16 protein-coding genes and 1 tRNA gene are annotated in these 16,775 nt (G+C 62.2%); 4 read left to right on the top strand and 13 right to left on the bottom strand.

Annotation, left to right across the window (positions count from 1 at the left end; all coding sequences use genetic code 11):
- Positions 1–144 precede the first annotated feature (144 nt).
- Complete coding sequence (locus tag VOI21_RS04665; protein ID WP_323768157.1) at positions 145–372, top strand: hypothetical protein; 228 nt, start codon at positions 145–147, stop codon at positions 370–372.
- A 185-nt stretch (positions 373–557) separates the two neighbouring features.
- On the opposite strand, the gene VOI21_RS04660 is transcribed toward VOI21_RS04665, so the two are convergent.
- The 9 genes from VOI21_RS04660 to VOI21_RS04620 form a co-directional block, all read right to left on the bottom strand.
- Positions 558–1,505 (bottom strand): hypothetical protein, encoded by a 948-nt coding sequence (locus tag VOI21_RS04660; RefSeq protein WP_323768155.1) that lies wholly within the window; start codon positions 1,503–1,505, stop codon positions 558–560.
- An 8-nt stretch (positions 1,506–1,513) separates the two neighbouring features.
- A complete protein-coding gene (locus VOI21_RS04655; protein ID WP_323768153.1) occupies positions 1,514–3,283 on the bottom strand; it encodes a phage terminase large subunit family protein in 1,770 nt (589 codons plus the stop codon).
- Positions 3,276–3,773: a DNA packaging protein gene (locus VOI21_RS04650; RefSeq protein WP_323768151.1), complete on the bottom strand. Its 498-nt coding sequence runs from the start codon at positions 3,771–3,773 to the stop codon at positions 3,276–3,278. The genes VOI21_RS04655 and VOI21_RS04650 overlap by 8 nt, the downstream gene beginning before the upstream one ends.
- Positions 3,774–4,210: 437 nt before the next feature.
- Positions 4,211–6,385, bottom strand: coding sequence for a VapE domain-containing protein (locus VOI21_RS04645; RefSeq protein ID WP_323768149.1), 2,175 nt, complete (start codon positions 6,383–6,385; stop codon positions 4,211–4,213).
- 225 nt (positions 6,386–6,610) lie between these two features.
- A tRNA-Pro gene (locus tag VOI21_RS04640) sits at positions 6,611–6,687 on the bottom strand.
- A gap of 44 nt (positions 6,688–6,731) precedes the next feature.
- On the bottom strand, positions 6,732–7,706 hold the full coding sequence (locus VOI21_RS04635) for a DMT family transporter (protein WP_323768147.1): 975 nt from the start codon (positions 7,704–7,706) through the stop codon (positions 6,732–6,734).
- A 116-nt stretch (positions 7,707–7,822) separates the two neighbouring features.
- Positions 7,823–8,209 carry a hypothetical protein gene (locus VOI21_RS04630; RefSeq protein ID WP_323768145.1) on the bottom strand — a complete coding sequence of 129 codons (387 nt, stop codon included), beginning with the start codon at positions 8,207–8,209 and terminating at the stop codon, positions 7,823–7,825.
- Between the two features lie 61 nt (positions 8,210–8,270).
- Entirely contained in the window at positions 8,271–9,374 is a 1,104-nt protein-coding gene (gene leuB, locus VOI21_RS04625) for a 3-isopropylmalate dehydrogenase (protein ID WP_323768144.1), read from the bottom strand.
- Positions 9,375–9,451: 77 nt separating this feature from the next.
- Entirely contained in the window at positions 9,452–10,348 is an 897-nt protein-coding gene (locus tag VOI21_RS04620) for a LysR family transcriptional regulator (RefSeq protein WP_323768143.1), read from the bottom strand.
- A gap of 92 nt (positions 10,349–10,440) precedes the next feature.
- Between VOI21_RS04620 and VOI21_RS04615 the strand changes: the two genes are divergently transcribed.
- Positions 10,441–11,364 carry an epimerase gene (locus VOI21_RS04615; protein WP_323768142.1) on the top strand — a complete coding sequence of 308 codons (924 nt, stop codon included), beginning with the start codon at positions 10,441–10,443 and terminating at the stop codon, positions 11,362–11,364.
- Here VOI21_RS04615 and VOI21_RS04610 read toward each other — a convergent pair.
- The 3 genes from VOI21_RS04610 to leuD form a co-directional block, all read right to left on the bottom strand.
- The gene (locus VOI21_RS04610) at positions 11,300–12,193 is read right to left on the bottom strand and encodes an endonuclease/exonuclease/phosphatase family protein (protein ID WP_323768141.1); all 894 of its coding nucleotides are present in this window, start codon (positions 12,191–12,193) and stop codon (positions 11,300–11,302) included. The genes VOI21_RS04615 and VOI21_RS04610 overlap by 65 nt on opposite strands.
- Before the next feature lie 50 nt (positions 12,194–12,243).
- On the bottom strand, positions 12,244–13,065 hold the full coding sequence (locus VOI21_RS04605; protein WP_323768140.1) for a hypothetical protein: 822 nt from the start codon (positions 13,063–13,065) through the stop codon (positions 12,244–12,246).
- A 386-nt stretch (positions 13,066–13,451) separates the two neighbouring features.
- Entirely contained in the window at positions 13,452–14,057 is a 606-nt protein-coding gene (gene leuD, locus VOI21_RS04600) for a 3-isopropylmalate dehydratase small subunit (RefSeq protein WP_323768139.1), read from the bottom strand.
- Positions 14,058–14,378: 321 nt separating this feature from the next.
- Between leuD and VOI21_RS04595 the strand changes: the two genes are divergently transcribed.
- A complete protein-coding gene (locus tag VOI21_RS04595; RefSeq protein WP_323768138.1) occupies positions 14,379–14,777 on the top strand; it encodes a CVNH domain-containing protein in 399 nt (132 codons plus the stop codon).
- A gap of 59 nt (positions 14,778–14,836) precedes the next feature.
- On the opposite strand, the gene leuC is transcribed toward VOI21_RS04595, so the two are convergent.
- Positions 14,837–16,243, bottom strand: coding sequence for a 3-isopropylmalate dehydratase large subunit (gene leuC / locus VOI21_RS04590; RefSeq protein WP_323768137.1), 1,407 nt, complete (start codon positions 16,241–16,243; stop codon positions 14,837–14,839).
- 383 nt (positions 16,244–16,626) lie between these two features.
- Here leuC and VOI21_RS04585 point away from each other — a divergent pair, with 383 nt between their 5' ends.
- Positions 16,627–16,749, top strand: a complete 123-nt coding sequence (locus VOI21_RS04585; RefSeq protein WP_323768136.1) for a hypothetical protein — start codon at positions 16,627–16,629, stop codon at positions 16,747–16,749.
- Positions 16,750–16,775 lie beyond the last annotated feature (26 nt).

The raw sequence follows: 16,775 nt of genomic DNA, 5'->3' as shown, positions 1-16,775 counted from the left end.
CTGGGACACTGGCCAGACCTGTGCTAAAACCCGATTCGACGCTTGGCGAGATGCGTCATTCTCTGTTCTCCAACGAAAATGGGCGGGGCGGCGTCACTACGTCGCCCCGTTCACCTCCCCCATGCCAGCAGACAGGACCACACCATGACCCACTTGCTTGTTATTGATATTGACCCGACCACTGGGGAAGTTTTCCCGGTCATGCCCGACGAACACCGGAGCGACACTGACGGCTACAACACACCGCCCGTCCCGATGACACGGGCGCAGCGTTGCCGGTTCAAGACCTTGAACAAGAAATATCGGAAGACCATGCCCCCGGAACTCGCATGGTATCACGCGGTCGCTGAGGCGATGGAAGTCCGGGGCTGAAACAAGTTTCCGCGAATGAAACGCGGCGGGTCCATCGGCCCGCCGTTTTCTTGTGTTTGAACCATTTGAAACCGTCACTCAGTCCTGCCATGGTTGGCATCGAACCGAGGTTGGAGGCGCGAGTTATGTATGAAGAGAAGAAAACGAAAACATCACGGAGTTTTTCTTTCAAACTCTTTGGAGACTTACCTTGGGTGGTCAGAGCTTTCATGAGTCTTTTCATTCTTATGCTCTTCGGGATCGTCTTCTTCAGCCTTCTTGGTCGTTGGATGGAGATTCCAGCCTTCGATCAAGTTACTGAAGAACTCACGAGCTACCTCAAACTTGTCGTCGGGGCTATCATCGGGTCGCTTTCTAGCGAGGCGAAAAACTACCTTAAGCGGGAGGAGTCCTAACTCGCAGACGACGATTGGCCCCATTGTTGTGAACATCAGCCCGCCGGACTGGTAAAAGGCATGATATGCGTTGTCTGGATGGCTCATGATTACTGGGGCTTTTCCACGGAGTTTTCGCAACGTGTTACGGAACAAGTAATACGATGCTGCTGCTAAATACACGCACAATGGTATAGCGCCAATGTGCGTATCAAAAAACATAAGAACCAGAAGGTAAAAAAGAATACATGTAAGCAAAGCATCGGCAACGATGCGAGGTTTCATTCTGTCGGGATACTGACCGGTAACGATCTTCAGCGCACCGAACAACATTTGGATTTTCGGCGGAAACATATGGATGAGGTAGCTTCCCTTATCAAGCTGACTTTCCTGCTCTTTCGTTACTCTCACCCACTCTTGACCTTCCAATCCCATTCTTGCAATAAAAACTCTCGCGCCCTTCGAAAATGACCGAAGCGAGTGAATTTTACTGCCACTTAAAGTCATGTGAAAGACTTCTCCTTCGCCAGCATAGATAGCAACATGATCCACGGGTGACGACGTGAAATACATCATTGCCCAAGATAGCAGAGAATTGAAGCGTTGAGTGACGATCATATCGCCAACATTCATTTGTTCGACAATTTCATCGGGAACGTGATCAACGAAAGCAAGATGCATCCCGCCGTCTTTTTGGTTCTTGCCATATCTTCCACGCCTCAGCACATACTGAGTCAGGTCAATTAGAGCGAAGATCATTTTTTTTCCTATCTGCTCAACCAAGACGACTTGACCACAGAGGGGGCCGGTTTGGGAAGGGTCTTCGCCTCCACTTCCTCTTCGCGGCGGTCCACTTTGGCGTTGACCAGCGCCCGGACGGCCATCGCGTAGACGACGCAATCCAAGCTCTCCGCCCGCCGCCCAGGTATCCGTTCCCATTGCCGCACGGGTGCGCCTTTCACGTAGCGCATGACCAGACGCTCGGAAGCCAGCTCTTCGTAAAAGCGCCCCTCCAAGCTATCGGAGAAGCGGACGGACTTGCCCCGGCTCAGGCGGCTGGTGAGCTGGCCCTTGACCGAGTCCACGCCCACGATGAACAGGCGGCTGCCCCGCGTGTCGCTGGCCCGGATCACTGGCCGGTTCCCGGCGGCCCCCTTGATCGCGTAGACCCGGCGGGCAGAGCGCGGACGGCAGAAGTTGATAACCCGGTCCATCGTCTCGCCGTCGCCCGCGTCCACCGCCGCCGCGTCCACCCGCAGGATGCCGCCCTTGGGGTGCTTCCAGATGGTGCGCAAGGCGTCGTCCAGCTCCGCCCACACGTCGTCCGCCATCGGGTTGCCCCAGATCACATATTGGCTGAGCACGAAGATTTCGTCCCGGCCCCAGCCCAGAAAGACGATTTCCAGCCGGTCGCGCTGCACGTCCACGCCAGCGGTCACAAAGAGCACGTCCGCCGGGATCGCATCGGGCAGACCGAAGGGCTCCGCCCGCGCGGCCAAGGCCGCTTCGTCGAGCTCTTCCGCCGCCTCGCGCCAGCCTTGGGCAAGGATGGTGTTAACGAAGACTTGGAGCGTGTCCGGGCTTTTCTTGGCCTCCACGAACTCCGCCGCCAGCTTGCCCCATGAGGCGTTTGCCAGCGTCGAGACTAGGGCATTGAGCCGGAAGCCCGCGTGGCCCTCTACAAGCGGCTGTGTGGCCCGCCAGCGGCCCTTCTGGACCATCTCCGCCTTGTGCCGCTCTTCCACCACGCTGCCACACTCCGGGCAGACGTAGGCGGCCTTCTGCGGCTCGCCTTCGGGCCACTGAATATCGGTCCACTGGATTTCGTGATGGTGCCCGCAATCGGGGCACGGCACCTCATAGATGCGCTGGTCGGAGCGGGCATAGGCCCGAAGCACGTTGGACGTGGCCTCATGCGTTGGGGTGCTGCCCAAGATGATTTTGCGGTTGGCAAAGCTCAGGGTGCGCCGCTCTGCCAGCGTTATGGGGCTGCCCTCCACGCCCGCCTCCATCGCGTCGGCTTCGTCTATCAGCAGGACGCGGACATTGTGGCGGCGCAGGTTCCGGGGACTCTTGGCGGCGATGATTTTGAGACTTCCGCCCGGGAAGCGGCGGCTGAGCAAGGTGGAGCGGCCCGACTCGTCGGCGTCGGCGGAGATGAGCCCGCGCAGCGCCGGGGTGGCCTCAAAGATCGGCTCAAGGTCGGAGACGGTGTAATCCCGGCAATCGGCTTCGGTCGGCAGAAGCGCCAAGATCGGGGCGGGCTCGTTGGCGACATAGGACGCCAGCGCCCCGGTCAGCAACGTGGTGAAGCCTACCCGGACGGGCTTGACCAACGTCACCCGCTCAAGGGTCGGGTCGGAAATGGCGTCGGCAATCTCGCGCTGGTAGGGCCAGAGCGACACGCGGCCCGGAAGAGCGGAGACGCCCTCGGGCAGCCGCATGTGGGTTTCGATCCAGTCGGACAGGGACAGGCGCGGCGGCGGGGTCAGAGCCCGGAGCGCGTTCCGGCGGGTGATGGTGAGCGCGTCAGTCATGGGCGGTTTCCTCCAAGGCGTCCCGGACTTCCCGGTCAATCGCGGCAATGTCGTGCGGGGTCAGATGCCCGGAGGTTTGCGCCACCCGGGACGGCACCGCCAGCATGGCGGCCCGGACGCCCCGGAGAACGGTTGCCCATTCCCGTTCCACCTCTGCGGCGGGGATCAGTTCCCCCCTGAGCTTGGCGTTGGCGGTCTCCACCTTTTCCGCGTTGGCCTTCGCCAGCCGGAGCTTTTCCGCTGCCAGCTCCGCGTCCGCCTGCTTCCCCCGTGCCAGCGCCCGGGCGTGATCGCAGTATGCCACCACGGCGGCCCGGAGGGGATAGCGGGTGCCCTCCACCCGGGGGAGGATGCCATCCCGCCCCAGCGCGTGAATCCGGTTGGAGGCAATCCCCAGCCACTCCCCCAGTTCGGCGGCACTCACCACGGGGGAGGCTTCCTCTTCGTCGGGGGCGTTCAAGATCGCTTCGATTGCTTCGAGCGGGTTCATGCTCTTCACCTCAGTTCTTCACCACGGGGTATTTCCCCACGGGGTTTTCTCGATTCCAGAATCTCCCCCCAGCGGGGAATCCCGGGGCTCCGCGCCCCCCGCACTCCAGCGCCCCCAGAGGGACCCGCCAATCCCCCAAATGGGGCTCTTTCCCCGGGGCCGCTGGCCCAGAGGGGGAGTGTGACCCATCGGCACAGTCACATGGGTCACGCATAAACATTTGAATATGCAGGGAAATAACCCATCCGTGACCCATGTGACCCAGAAAACGCCTTTGTAACTCCCTAGCCCCGTCCGTGTGCCCCATGCCGCCTGTCCCTTTGCTTCTGACGACTCTTTTTCGGATTCATGGGTCACATGGGTCACAGGATGGATTCTCCCTTGGGAAACAATAGGTTGCGTGTGACCCATATGGGTCACGGCATGGGCCACATGGGTCACAGCAAATCCCCCCTGCACCACATCTTCCCCTTCCGGGTGTGCTTCTTCACCCATCCCAGATCGCGCATGACAGCGGCGGCCCTGTTCTGATTGGCCCGCGTGTGCTGCCCGCTGGTGAGCTGCAATGCGTCCCCCAGCACCTCGGAGATGGTGACTTCCGTTCTGACGGTGCCCACTTCGTCCAGCTCATGCGGGTGGAGGCAGTCCAGCCACGCGGACACGTCTTCGGCCCAGCTATCGGACTCCCGCGCCGCCTCCTGCACCGGCTTTGCGTGTTCCGCCTCAAAGTCCCGGTCCAGCCACCACGGCTCCCCGTCGCTATAGGCCGCGAAGGCTTCGGCAAAGAGCTGGTCCCGCTCAGCGGCAAGCGCCTCGGTGTCGATGACCTTGCCCACGGTGACTGGCCAGAAGCGCCGCCCGCCCGTGGCGTCCCGGAGGAACTGTTCCTCGTTCGTCGTGCCCACGAAGACGCACTGGCGGGCGAAGGCTTCGTCATAGCGGGCATAGGGAAGCCGCACCCGGTCAACGGCACCGGAGAGGAAGGCTTTGAGGTCTTCCGTTTCGCTCTTCCGGGACGGGGCCAGCTCCGCCAGCTCAACCAGCCACTTCCCTTGAAGGTGCCGGATTGCGTCGGTCCTGTCCCCGGTGATGCTGGGCAGCGTGTCGCTGAAATACTCCGCCCCTGCGAGAACGCGGCAAGCCGTGCTCTTGTTCTGCCCCTGCGGCCCGGACAGGACAAGCGTGTGGTCATGCTTGCATCCGGGCTCCATCACCCGGGCCACCATTGCGATGAGGAACTTGCGCCCCACGGCCCCGACATAGGGGGAGTCGTCCGCCCCGGCATGGCGCACCAGCCACGAGTCCAGCCGAGGCTTGCCGTCCCAGTGGAGTGCCCTGAGCTGGTCCCGGATCGGGTGATAGGCCAGCTTACGGGCCACGGTCTGAGCCGCGTCGGCCACCAAGTCCTTGCCCACGGTTAGCAGGCCCCGCCGCTCAAGAGCTATCCGGGCAAGGGACACGGCGGCGTCGGTCAGCGGCCCGTCGCGCCATTCGTCGCGGCCCGTCATCATGTTGCGTGCCAGCCCGGGCAGGACCGAGTCGAGGTTCCGGCCCAGATAGAGCGTGGTGTTGTGCAGGTTGATGACGGTGTTACCGTTCCGCATGATCGGGGTGCCCCAGTCTGCCTTGGCGGGCACCACCTCCTTGCCCTCCAAGATCGCGTCCACGTCGTCCAGCGTCCACTTGCGCGGCTCCGGGGGCACGTCGTCATCGGTCAGCAAGTCCAGCAACTCGCCACGCTCACGCGCCACCTTGGCGAAGGCGCTTTCAACGGCCCGGTCTTTCTGCCGGTCATCGACTCGGCTCCACCATTCCCCGGCGGCCCCGTCATGCTCTGCAATCGCTTCCCGGGCTTCCTCTTCGCTATCGCCCAGCCGGGCTAGATTTTCGAGGAAGCGCCACGCCTCACCGCTGCCCGACAGGTCCTTACCACCCTTTCCGGTGGCGCTGGCCTTCGCCTGCATTGACGGTCCGTGCTCGCCCAAGAGCCACCGGAGCGCGTCCAGATCAACGGCGCGGAGCTCTTCGTCGTCGCTCACCATGTTGCCGGTGACGGTCAGGAACTTGCGTTCGGTGAAGAGCGCGATTTCCTTGTGATTGCCCGGCAACGCGAAGGCGCGTCCCGCCCCAGGGCTGCCATCGGGGGCGGGCTTAATCAGGCCCTCTTCTCTGAGCGCGTCAACGTCCGCGTCCCGGCAGAGGAAGAGCACATGAACGCCGGTTTGCCCGGGCGACAAGTCGGCATAGCTCCGGAAGCGGTCGAGGACCAGCGCGGCCCAAGTGGTGAGCTTGCCCGTCTCCGGATTCCGGCAGCCGTCCAGATCAATGCCGCCAAGCCGCCAGCCGGGCAGGTCCGGGACGCCCGCCAGCATGATGCCCAGCCCCTTGAGCCGGTCGGTCTTGAAGGCGTCGGAGCGGCGCTGTGCGGCGGCTCTGGTGCCCCATGTCTTCGGCTTGGTCGTGCTGGCCATGCGTGTGGAACTGACACGGGGCGGCTTGGTCCACCTGTCCCCTTGCCACTCTTCTTGCCATGCGGCCCAGATCGGCGCGGTTGCCAGATCGGACAGCGGAACGGCTTGCAATTCCGCTGAAAGATTATTAGTATTTCTCATGTGATGAGCCTTTTTGTTGAGCTTGGTTCATTTCTCTATCCCTGCTGGAAAGAGTCGATTGAGCCCCCTGCCGATGGTCCCGGCAGGGGGCTTTTCTTTTCAGGGATGTTGTGAAGGGAACGCCAAAGGCCCAGCTTCCCAATAGAAGCCGGGTGAATTTGGGTCGAATCCCAAAAACGCTCTAAGTAGGGCGCTACTGAGATGCCATTAAGTGATTGAAAGTATTGGTCGGAGTGAGAGGATTCGAACCTCCGGCCCCTGCCTCCCGAAGACAGTGCTCTACCAAGCTGAGCTACACTCCGACTGTGGCGGGCGGGATAGCCGAGCCACGGGGTTTTGGCAAGGCTCAATCTGCTGTCGGCGGCGCATCTTTGTTCTTGTTCCGAGAGAGTTTGCCAAAGAAGCGGATACGCGGGATCGCACCGGTTTCGAACCGCGACCGCGTGCGCAAGACAGGGCGCATCGTCCCGGGTTTGCCGCCCTCGCGCAGCACGATGTAGATGCCGCTGGAGATGATGATCGCGGCCCCCGCCACGGTCCACGCGTCCGGATATTCGTCAAAGAAGATCGCCCCTGTGAACGCCGCCCAAATGATCTGCGAATACTGCATCGGGGCCACGACAACGGCCTCACCCGCCCTGTAGGCCATGATGATCAGGGCCGAGGCCCCGAAAGCCATCGCCGACATCAGCGCCATACCGCCCAGGTCCACGGTCGGCATGGGTACGTAGACGAAGGGCAGCATCGCCCCCATCACGACGAAGTTTGCCAGAATGGGGTACAACAGCAGGACCACGCTGCGCTCTTCCTGGCCGATCTTGCGCACGATGATCGAGGCAAGAGAACTGCCAAATGCCGCGATAAGGGCGGCCAGATGGCCAAGGCTCAACTCGGTTCCACCGGGGCGCAAGACCACCATCACACCGCACAGCCCTACGGTTACGGCAAGACCGCGCCGCAGGCCCACCTGTTCGCCCAGGATAGGAATCGCCAGAACGGTGATCAGCAGAGGGGCGGCAAAGAGAATCGCATAGGTCTGCGCCAGCGGCAGAACGGAAAACGCGTAGAAGGCAGAAAATCCGGTGACCACGGTCGCCACGGTCCGCACCAGCATCCACCACGGATGCACCGGACGCAGAGTGCCCGGCTCTGACTCTCGGATCAGGATGACCGAGACCAGTGGAAAGGCGAAAAGGCCCGAAAAAAAGACAATCTGCACGGGGCTGTAATGACTGCCCAGATACTTCACGATGACATCGTGCAGGGAATAGGTGGCAAAGGCGAGCAGCGCCAACAGGGCGCCTTGGGCGTTTGATGTCATCGGAGAACCATTTTGGCTGGAACGGCTAGGGGCCTTAGTGTTCCGCTAGCACGCCAATGGCGCGCAACGAAAGCGCGGCGGCTGCCCAACTTGCATTTCCGATCATTTTTGAGAGATCAGGGGCAGGGCTTGCCTGTCCAGTCATCGGAACCGCCGCGATGACACTTTTGGCGAAAGCCATAGGCCATTACGGCCCAACTCAGATTTTCGACCTGAATGAACTCTATTCGTCGCTGCACGGCGCTGACGGAATCGTCGCCTCCACCGCCCAAGGTCAGCACCATCACCAGACGGTCGCCTTGGAACCCGGCAGACAGGTCCAGCGAAGGAGCACCTTCGCCGCTTTCCGGAAACCCGGACATCCAGTCTTCGAACAGGCTGATTGGACGGCGGACCACGCGGGTCTCCGGCTGGCGAAAATCAGAGTATCCGGGGAGAATTTCAACCTCCTGCGCAGCGACAGGACTGGCAAGGAGGCAGGAAATCAGAAAGGGGCGCAACATGTCAGGTGCCTTTTCGGTTGGACAGGTCCAGCCTGTCCAACCCGCGCGCCCCTGTCCAGTGTTACAGCGAGGCGTCCAGCGCAGCCACGACCGCGTCGCCCATCTGGCTGGTCGAAACCGGGTCAACGCCCTCTTCGCCCAGCAGATCAGCGGTGCGGAAACCGTCTGCCAGCACTTTTTCCACGGCGTCCTCAAGGCGGGTCGCCTCATCCCCTTGGTCAAAGCTGTAGCGCAGCGCCATGGCAAAGCTGAGGATACAGGCGATGGGGTTTGCCTTGCCCTGACCTGCGATGTCCGGCGCGCTGCCGTGCACCGGCTCATACAGCGCCTTGGGGCGACCGTTTGCCATCGGTTTGCCCAGCGACGCAGAAGGCAACATGCCAAGGCTGCCGGTCAGCATGGCGGCCGCATCGGACAGCAGGTCACCGAACAGGTTGTCGGTCACGATGACGTCAAACTGCTTGGGCCAGCGGCACAGCTGCATGGCACCGGCGTCGGCGTACATATGGCTCAACTCGACCTCAGGGTAATCCTTGCCCACCTCGGTCACGACCTCGCGCCAGAGCACGCCGGATTCCATGACGTTGGCCTTTTCCATCGAGCACAGCTTTTTGCCCCGGCGCATGGCCAGTTCAAACGCCGACCGCGCAACCCGGTCGATTTCCGATTCCGTATAGCGCTGGGTGTTGATGCCCACCCGCTCGTTGCCCTCTTCGATGATGCCGCGCGGCTCACCAAAGTAGATGCCAGAGGTCAGTTCGCGCACGATCATGATGTCCAGACCGGCGACCACGTCCTTTTTCAGGCTGCTGAAATCGGCCAGCGCGTCAAAGCACTGGGCCGGGCGCAGGTTGGCGAACAGGTCCATTTCCTTGCGCAGCCGCAGCAATCCACGCTCTGGTTTGACGGAGAAATCCAGAACGTCGTATTTCGGGCCACCCACGGCGCCCAGCAGAACCGCGTCCACCTCTTGCGCGCGCGCCATGGTCTCATCGGTCAAGGGGGTCCCATGCGCGTCATAGGCGGCACCGCCGACCAGATCCTCGGACACGTCAAAGGCAAGGTCGCGCTTGGCGCCGTACCAGTCGATGACCTTGCGGACTTCGGCCATGACCTCGGGGCCGATGCCGTCGCCGGGCAGGATAAGAAGCGAAGGGTTGGACATGGTCGGCTCTCCTTTTCGTGACGTCAGGGCCGTAGCGCGCGCGCGCGGTCGGGTCAATATCACCTGCGGTTTCCGGATCAGTCCACCTGCGCCAGTAACCCCTCGGCCAGCGCGTCCCAAACGCGTCGGATGCGCGGCGTGCGCCGCACCGCCTCATGCGCGGCCAGCCACAGCGGCAGCGTCGGCAGGGGCACATCCGGCAGCACCTGCTCGACAACCGGGTCTGCCCGACCCACGCGCAGTTGCGCGATGCCGATTCCGCAACCGGCCCGCACCATTTCCCAATAGACGCTGTGATGGTCGGTGCGCGTGGCGAACCATTCGCGCTGCGCCTCCAGTCCCATCGAACGAAGTCCGCGCAGAATCAGGTCCGACTGGTCATAGCCGACAAGATCGTGATCGAAGAACTGCTCAAACCGGTCCGGTCGGCCCCGGCGGTCAAGGTAGCCCTTGGCGGCGAAAAGACCGAGGCTGAGCTCCCCCAGATGGCGGGTCACGATGTCCAGTTGCTCACTGCGATACATGCGCACGGCGATATCCGCCTCTCGGTACAGCAGGTTTTCGGACCGGTCGGTGGGGACAAGGTCGATGGTGATGTCCGGCTCTTCTTTGCGCAACCGCGCAAGGATCGACGGCAGATAATGCTGCGCGGTAAAGACACTGGCGGTGATGCGGACCGGACCCGATAGGGTTTCAGAACGACCGGCGGCGGCAAGGCTGAAACCCTGCATCCCTTCGGCCATCCGGCGGGCATGCGGCACCAGCGCAGCGCCCGCGTCGGTCAGCGACAGGCCGCGCGGCTGACGTTGGAACAGTTCCAGCTCCAGCGCATTTTCGATCTGGCGGATCTGACGTCCGGCGGTGGGTTGTGAGATGCTCAGTTTCCGCGCCGCCTCGGACAAAGAGCCGGTTTCGGCGACGGTCAGAAAGGTCTGGATCAAAGACCAGTCGAGTTTTGTGAATGCCCCATCCATGCACAGATGAATACACGCCCTGCGAAATCTGGCAATTCCTCGAATCTCATGAATATCGCAGATTTCCCACAAGTCGGACGGAGGGTGCGAAAATGGTGGGAACAGTCTTGATCCTTGGTGGGAACGGTCGCTTTGGGCGCAATGCGGCAGAGGCCTTTTGGAACGCCGGGTGGCGCATCAGGCTGTTTGACCGCGCCAAGGACGACCTTATGCAGGCAGCACAGGGCGCGGACGTCATCGTGAACGGCTGGAACCCGGCCTATCCGGACTGGGCGGCACAGGTGCCCACCCTCACCGAACAGGTGATCGCGGCGGCGCAGCAGTCCGGCGCGACGGTGATTGTGCCGGGCAATGTCTATGTCTTTGGCAAGGACGCGCCGGATCGCTTTGGACCGGACACAGCCCATGGCGCGACAAACCCGCTGGGCCGCATCCGCGTGGAGATGGAGGCTGCCTATCGTGCCTCGGGCGTTCCGGTGATCCTGCTGCGGGCAGGCGACTTTCTGGATACCGCCGCCTCTGGCAACTGGTTCGACCTTCAGATGGCGCCGACCCTTCGCAAGGGCGTGCTGACCTATCCGGGCAACCCGGACGTGCCGCATGCATGGGCTTATCTTCCCGACCTTGCGCGCGCCGCCGTCGCGCTAGCAGAGAGACGCGCGCATCTGCCCCGATTTGCCGACATAGCCTTTCCCGGTTTTACCCTGACGGGTCGGGAAATGGCGGCGCTGTCTGGCAAGGTTTTGGACCGTCCGATCCGGGTCAGGCGCATGGTCTGGTGGCCGCTGCGGCTGGTCAGCCCGGTCTGGCGGATGGGCGCAAAGCTGCTGGAGATGCGCTATCTCTGGGATAAACCGCACCACCTGTCCCGCGACGGATTCGACAGGCTCTTGCCCGGTTTTGTCGAAACCGACGTGACAGAGGCGCTGGCCTCGGCGATTGCGCCGGTCCTCAGCGAAAAGACAGGTCGACCCACACAAGGCCGTGCGGCCCAAGGTCAGGCGACGGCGGCGTGACGCCGTTGTCGCCAGCGGATAGCGTCCGGTCCGGCAGGACATAGCTGACACGCATCGGACCGGTGCTGTCCCAGGCGACCGTCTGGACCCCTGGCATCGGGTCCTGAAGGCGCGGGTGCGCCAGCAAGGTCTGCGCGGCCTTGTGCAATCCATTGCCGCGCTCCGGGTCAAGGTTGAGATTGCCGATCACCGCCACCGGCCCCTCGGGGATCGGGCCATGGTCGCCGTTCAGAACATGCGCCCACAGCATGACCTCATCCCGGTTGCGCCGCCCGTTTCGGTCCTCTGGCCCGTCAAAGACCGGCGGTGTTGCCGCCAGCGTCAGCATGGTCAGATCGCCTTCCGGGGTTGCCACGCGCACTGCCCAAAAAGCCGAACTGGACAACCGTTGCGTGTCAAACGCCGGGTCGTCCGCAGCGATGGCGCTATCGGGAGTGTCCTTCCACAAGAGCGCACTGTGGTCCGCCATCAGATCCACCGGATACCGTGACAGGACCGCCATACCGCCCTGCCCCGCGAACCAGCCGAACCCCTGCGCATCCCTTGGCCCGCCGCGCCGCCCGTCGCCGTCAATGTCCAGCCCCGTGGGCATTCCGGTGTTCGGTCGCGCGGCCAGCAGATGCGGATAGGTCAGACCGGTCTCGCCCAGCACGTCGCGCAGTTTCGCCAAGGCCACCAGACCGGCGTCATAGTCGATATCGGTCAGCAAGAGGATATCCGGCTTGGCCGTCAGGACCGGAGACAGGTCTGGCATAGCCTTCTCGAATTCAGCCAGCATCAACCCCGGCCCCTTGCGGCTGAAGTCGCCATGCCATGTTCCGACGCGCACAGGCTCTGCACAGGCGGCGCAGGCCACCAACAGGTAACTGAGGAAAAGGATCAGGCCGCCTGCAAATCCGCCTGCGCGTAGGCGCGGCGGCGCTTCTCCTCGATCAGGTCGGCGATGCGCATCAGCGCCACACCCCGCATGATCAGGCTTGCTGGCAGAAAGGCCCATGCGCTCATCGTCCAAATCAACGTTTGCGGATCGGTCAGCGCAAGTGGTGTCGCATAGACCGCGGCGGCCTTCAGGACCGCCGGGATCAGGAATGGCAGAAGAAACCCTAAGGCCACGTTAACATGGCTGTCGCGCTTGAGCCGCGTCAGGATATCGCCACCGGCTGTGGGGTCATACAGCGGCAGGTTGATCCAAAAATTGAACGCACCGGAACGCAAAGGCCAATCGAGCAGCCGGACGAGGGCAACAAACCCCAGAAGGGTGACAAGAGAAATCACATAAGCCAGTCCCGCCAGAGAGCGGATTTGGGCCACCGCCTCATCCCCCGGCGCAACCAGCAACATCAGGCGCACGGGAGAGAACGGGAAATCCATCGCCTCGCCGACCATGGCACCGAAACCGGTCAACGCCTCGGTCAGGGGGGAGGCCACCATATCGCCACGGCAGATCAAGGTCAGCAAAACGACCGTAATCGCCAGTGAGACAAACCGGATGCGATTAAAAGGCGGAGCGGCGCGAAACTCTATCAAAGAGGGCGACTCGGCAACGTATTCGACAAAGGTTAGGATCGCGGCAAGCAAGCCGATCAACGCAATGATCTGTGTGGTTTCGGTGCGCGTCCCCGGCAGCAACAGGGCCGGTGTCGCCACCAGCAATGCAACAAGGAACGCCCGCGCAGCGGCGGCCACCATTCGCGATATCACAGCTCTGCCCTTTCGTTCCGGACGGCCGCGATACGATGCCGCGCCCTTGTTCCATCCCGAGCCCGCACATTTATGGCGGGTTGCCTCAATCTTGCCCAAGTTTTGCCTCGTTTGCCCCAATTGCTCAAGCGGTCAGGGGAGGCTTACGCAGAATCGTGGCCCTTTCGCGAAGGCAGTGGTGCGGGATTGCATCAATTACCGGGCACAAAAGAGGCACTTCAAGAACGCATCGCAATATATTGCGGTAAAAGGAAATTCCACCACAACGAAACGGGCTGGGGGCACGTTGGCCAGTTTACGAGTTCTTAAACAGTTGGGCAGGTAAGGCCTGTGGCAAAGGCCGGACACCTCTCCCGCGCACGCGCGGGAGAGGTCATGTCAAACCGTCAGACCCAGGGCCGTGCCTGCGCCGCTTGCGCCTCGAACGTGTCGATGGAGGCCACTTTCTCCATCGACAGGCCGATGTCGTCGAGACCGTTCAACAGGCAATGCTTTTTGAACGGGTCGATTTCGAACGCAAAGCTCTCGCCATCCGAAGAGGTCACTGTCTGCGCCTCAAGGTCGACAATCATGCGCGCGTTGGAGCCTTTTTCGGCGTCCTTCATCAGCACATCGACCGCCTCTCGGGGCAGGGTGATCGGCAGGATGCCGTTCTTGAAGCAGTTGTTGTAAAAGATGTCGGCAAAGCTGGTCGAGACAACTGCCTTGATGCCGAAGTCTTTCAGCGCCCAAGGCGCGTGTTCACGCGACGATCCGCAGCCAAAGTTGTCACCGGCCACAAGAACCTGCGTTTCGCGGTACTGCGGCTTGTTCAGGATGAAATCGGGGATTTCATCGCCATTGTCATCAAACCGCATCTCGTCGAAGAGGTGAACACCCAGGCCTGAGCGTTTGATCGTCTTCAGGAACTGCTTGGGGATGATCATGTCGGTGTCGATATTGACCAGCGGCATCGGCGCCGCGATCCCGGTGAGCTTTTCAAACTTGTCCATGTCAAAGCCTCCTTGGCTTCAGATGAGAGGGCAGGCCGCCGCCGCGAGTCCCGGTCGCGCCGGTGCTCGCGGCATGTCCTGCCTTTGGATTAGGGAAAATTGGTGTCCTTGTGCCGGTGGAGACGAACGCAGGGACGCCAAAGAAAACGATCTTGATCGCAGATTTTCGGAAGACCGAAACAACGGCCTTCCGTAACGGAAGCTTTTCTCGCAAAGCGACCCCACTCCATCACGGCCTCTACCCTTGCGAGAATCGCGACCACGCGCAAAGCTGGATTGACCTCCGATATCGGCGGTCACCTTGTGGATTGGGAGACCATCATGAAAATCTTTGTCGCAACAGCCTTTCTTGCCCTCGCCTCGACCTCTGCCTTTGCCGGCAGTCATTCGGGCGCAAGCACCTTTCAGAACACCTGCTCGAACATCGCATTCCAATACGGCGCGGACGGAAGCGCTCAGATCGCGGCCGTTTGCCTGAAAGCCAACGGCATGCCGAACCAGACCAGCATCGCGATGCCGCCAATCGGCAACAACAACGGTATGCTGGAGATGGGCGGGAACGCCGCGACCTTCCAGATGAGCTGTGGCAGCATCACGCTGGAGGCCGAAGTCGATGGCGTCACGCTTTACGCGAACTGCCGCACGAGCAGCGGCGAGTTCATGGAAACCTCCATCCCCGTTCCCGGCATCAACAACTCGGATGGCACGCTGACCAACTGAGGATTGATTTCCAGCATAACGTAGGGCGTCCCTGTCGGGGCGCCCCTCTGCGTTCCGCATCACACCAGCTCGCGCACGTCGGTGATGTGCCCGGTCACGGCCGCCGCTGCTGCCATCGCCGGTGACATCAGGTGCGTGCGACCGCCGCGCCCCTGACGGCCCTCAAAGTTGCGGTTCGAGGTTGCCGCGCACCGCTCTCCCGGCTTCAACTGGTCGGGGTTCATGGCAAGGCACATGGAACAACCCGCAAGCCGCCATTCGAAACCGGCCTCTTTGAAGATGTCGGCCAGCCCCTCTTCTTCGGCCTGCGCGCGGACAAGGCCCGAGCCGGGCACGATCATCGCGCGCATGCCTTCCTTGATCTTACGACCCTTCAGGATTTCTGCGGCGGCGCGCAGATCCTCGATCCGTCCATTGGTGCAGGAGCCGATAAAGACCGTGTCGATCTGGATATCGGTCAACGGCGTGCCGGGCTTGAGGTCCATGTAGTCCAGCGACCGCTGGGCGGCGGCGACCTTGCCACCCTCAAAGCTGTCGGCGGCAGGTACGGAGGCGCTGATCGGCAGCGCGTCCTCGGGCGAGGTGCCCCAAGTGACGGTCGGCTCGATGGATTCGCCCGCAATGGTCAAAACCTTGTCCCAAGCGGCGTCATCATCGGAATAGAGCGTCTTCCACCAGTTCAGCGCAGCCTCCCATTGCGCACCTTTGGGCGCGTGGGGGCGACCCATGACATAGGCATAGGTGGTCTCATCCGGCGCGATCAGACCGGCGCGGGCACCGCCTTCGATGGCCATGTTGCAGATCGTCATGCGGCCTTCCATCGACAGGTTGCGGATCGCTTCGCCGCAATACTCGATGACATAGCCGGTGCCGCCTGCGGTGCCGGTCTCGGCGATGATGCGCAGAACGATGTCCTTGGCGGTGACGCCCGGCAGCAGCTTGCCGGTGATCTCCACCTTCATGTTCTTGGACTTCTTCTGGATCAGCGTCTGGGTGGCCAGTACATGTTCCACCTCTGACGTGCCGATGCCATGCGCCAGCGCGCCAAAGGCACCATGCGTGGCGGTGTGGCTGTCACCGCACACCACGGTCATGCCCGGCAGGGTCCACCCCTGTTCGGGGCCGACAATGTGCACGATGCCCTGACGGATGTCGCTCACCGGATAATAGTGAATGCCGAAATCCTTGGCGTTCTTGTCCAGCGCGGCCACCTGAATGCGGCTGTCCTCGGGCATCTGGTCGGGGTTGTCGCGGCCCGGCGTGGTGGGCACGTTATGGTCCGGCACGGCAATCGTCTTGTCCGGCGCGCGAACGCTGCGACCCGCCATGCGCAGCCCCTCAAAGGCCTGCGGGCTGGTGACTTCGTGCACAAGGTGGCGGTCGATATAAAGAAGGCAGGTGCCGTCTTCGTCCTCATGGACGACGTGGGCATCCCAGATCTTGTCATAGAGCGTCTTGGGGGACATAGGTCCTCTCCCGTTTGTTGGCGTGTGGCTGTTCGGAAAGGGTGCGCGGAGACGCGCAGGCAATCAGGCGCGCGCCTGTAGCCGGGCCAGCACTGTGTGCGTGGCGCCGTGGAAACGTTCGCGCAGACGGGCGCGGTCGGTCCTGTCGACATGGGGTGTCATGGCCGAAGCTGATACAGCCTGCCGCAGATTCCCGCAAGAGAGCGTACGCAGGGCAGGAAGGTGCCGCTGCGACCGGACAAACTGACGCGCCCCCCTTGCCCGAACTCGCGAATTATCCCAGTTCACGTCGGTCTGCGGAGAACCCGCGGCAACCATCCACAAATTGTGATCCACCCCCCGGACCGCCCCGTACCCGCTATATGAACTCTGTGAGGCCCCCGATGCGTAGCGCGTTGAACATCGTCAATTTCGTGATGATCGCCGTCCTGATCGCGGCGGCGATGGTCGCTTTTGCCGAGGAACCTCGGTACGTGCAGCCATTCAACGAGACGCTGCTGCCCTGAGCGGGCTTGCCCGACGGCAATCGCGG

The sequence above is a fragment of the Antarctobacter sp. genome (assembly GCF_034670325.1).
Classification (GTDB): domain Bacteria; phylum Pseudomonadota; class Alphaproteobacteria; order Rhodobacterales; family Rhodobacteraceae; genus Antarctobacter.
The sequence above is the reverse complement of the archived record's forward strand: the minus strand, read 5'-3'. Positions and strand labels throughout refer to the sequence as shown.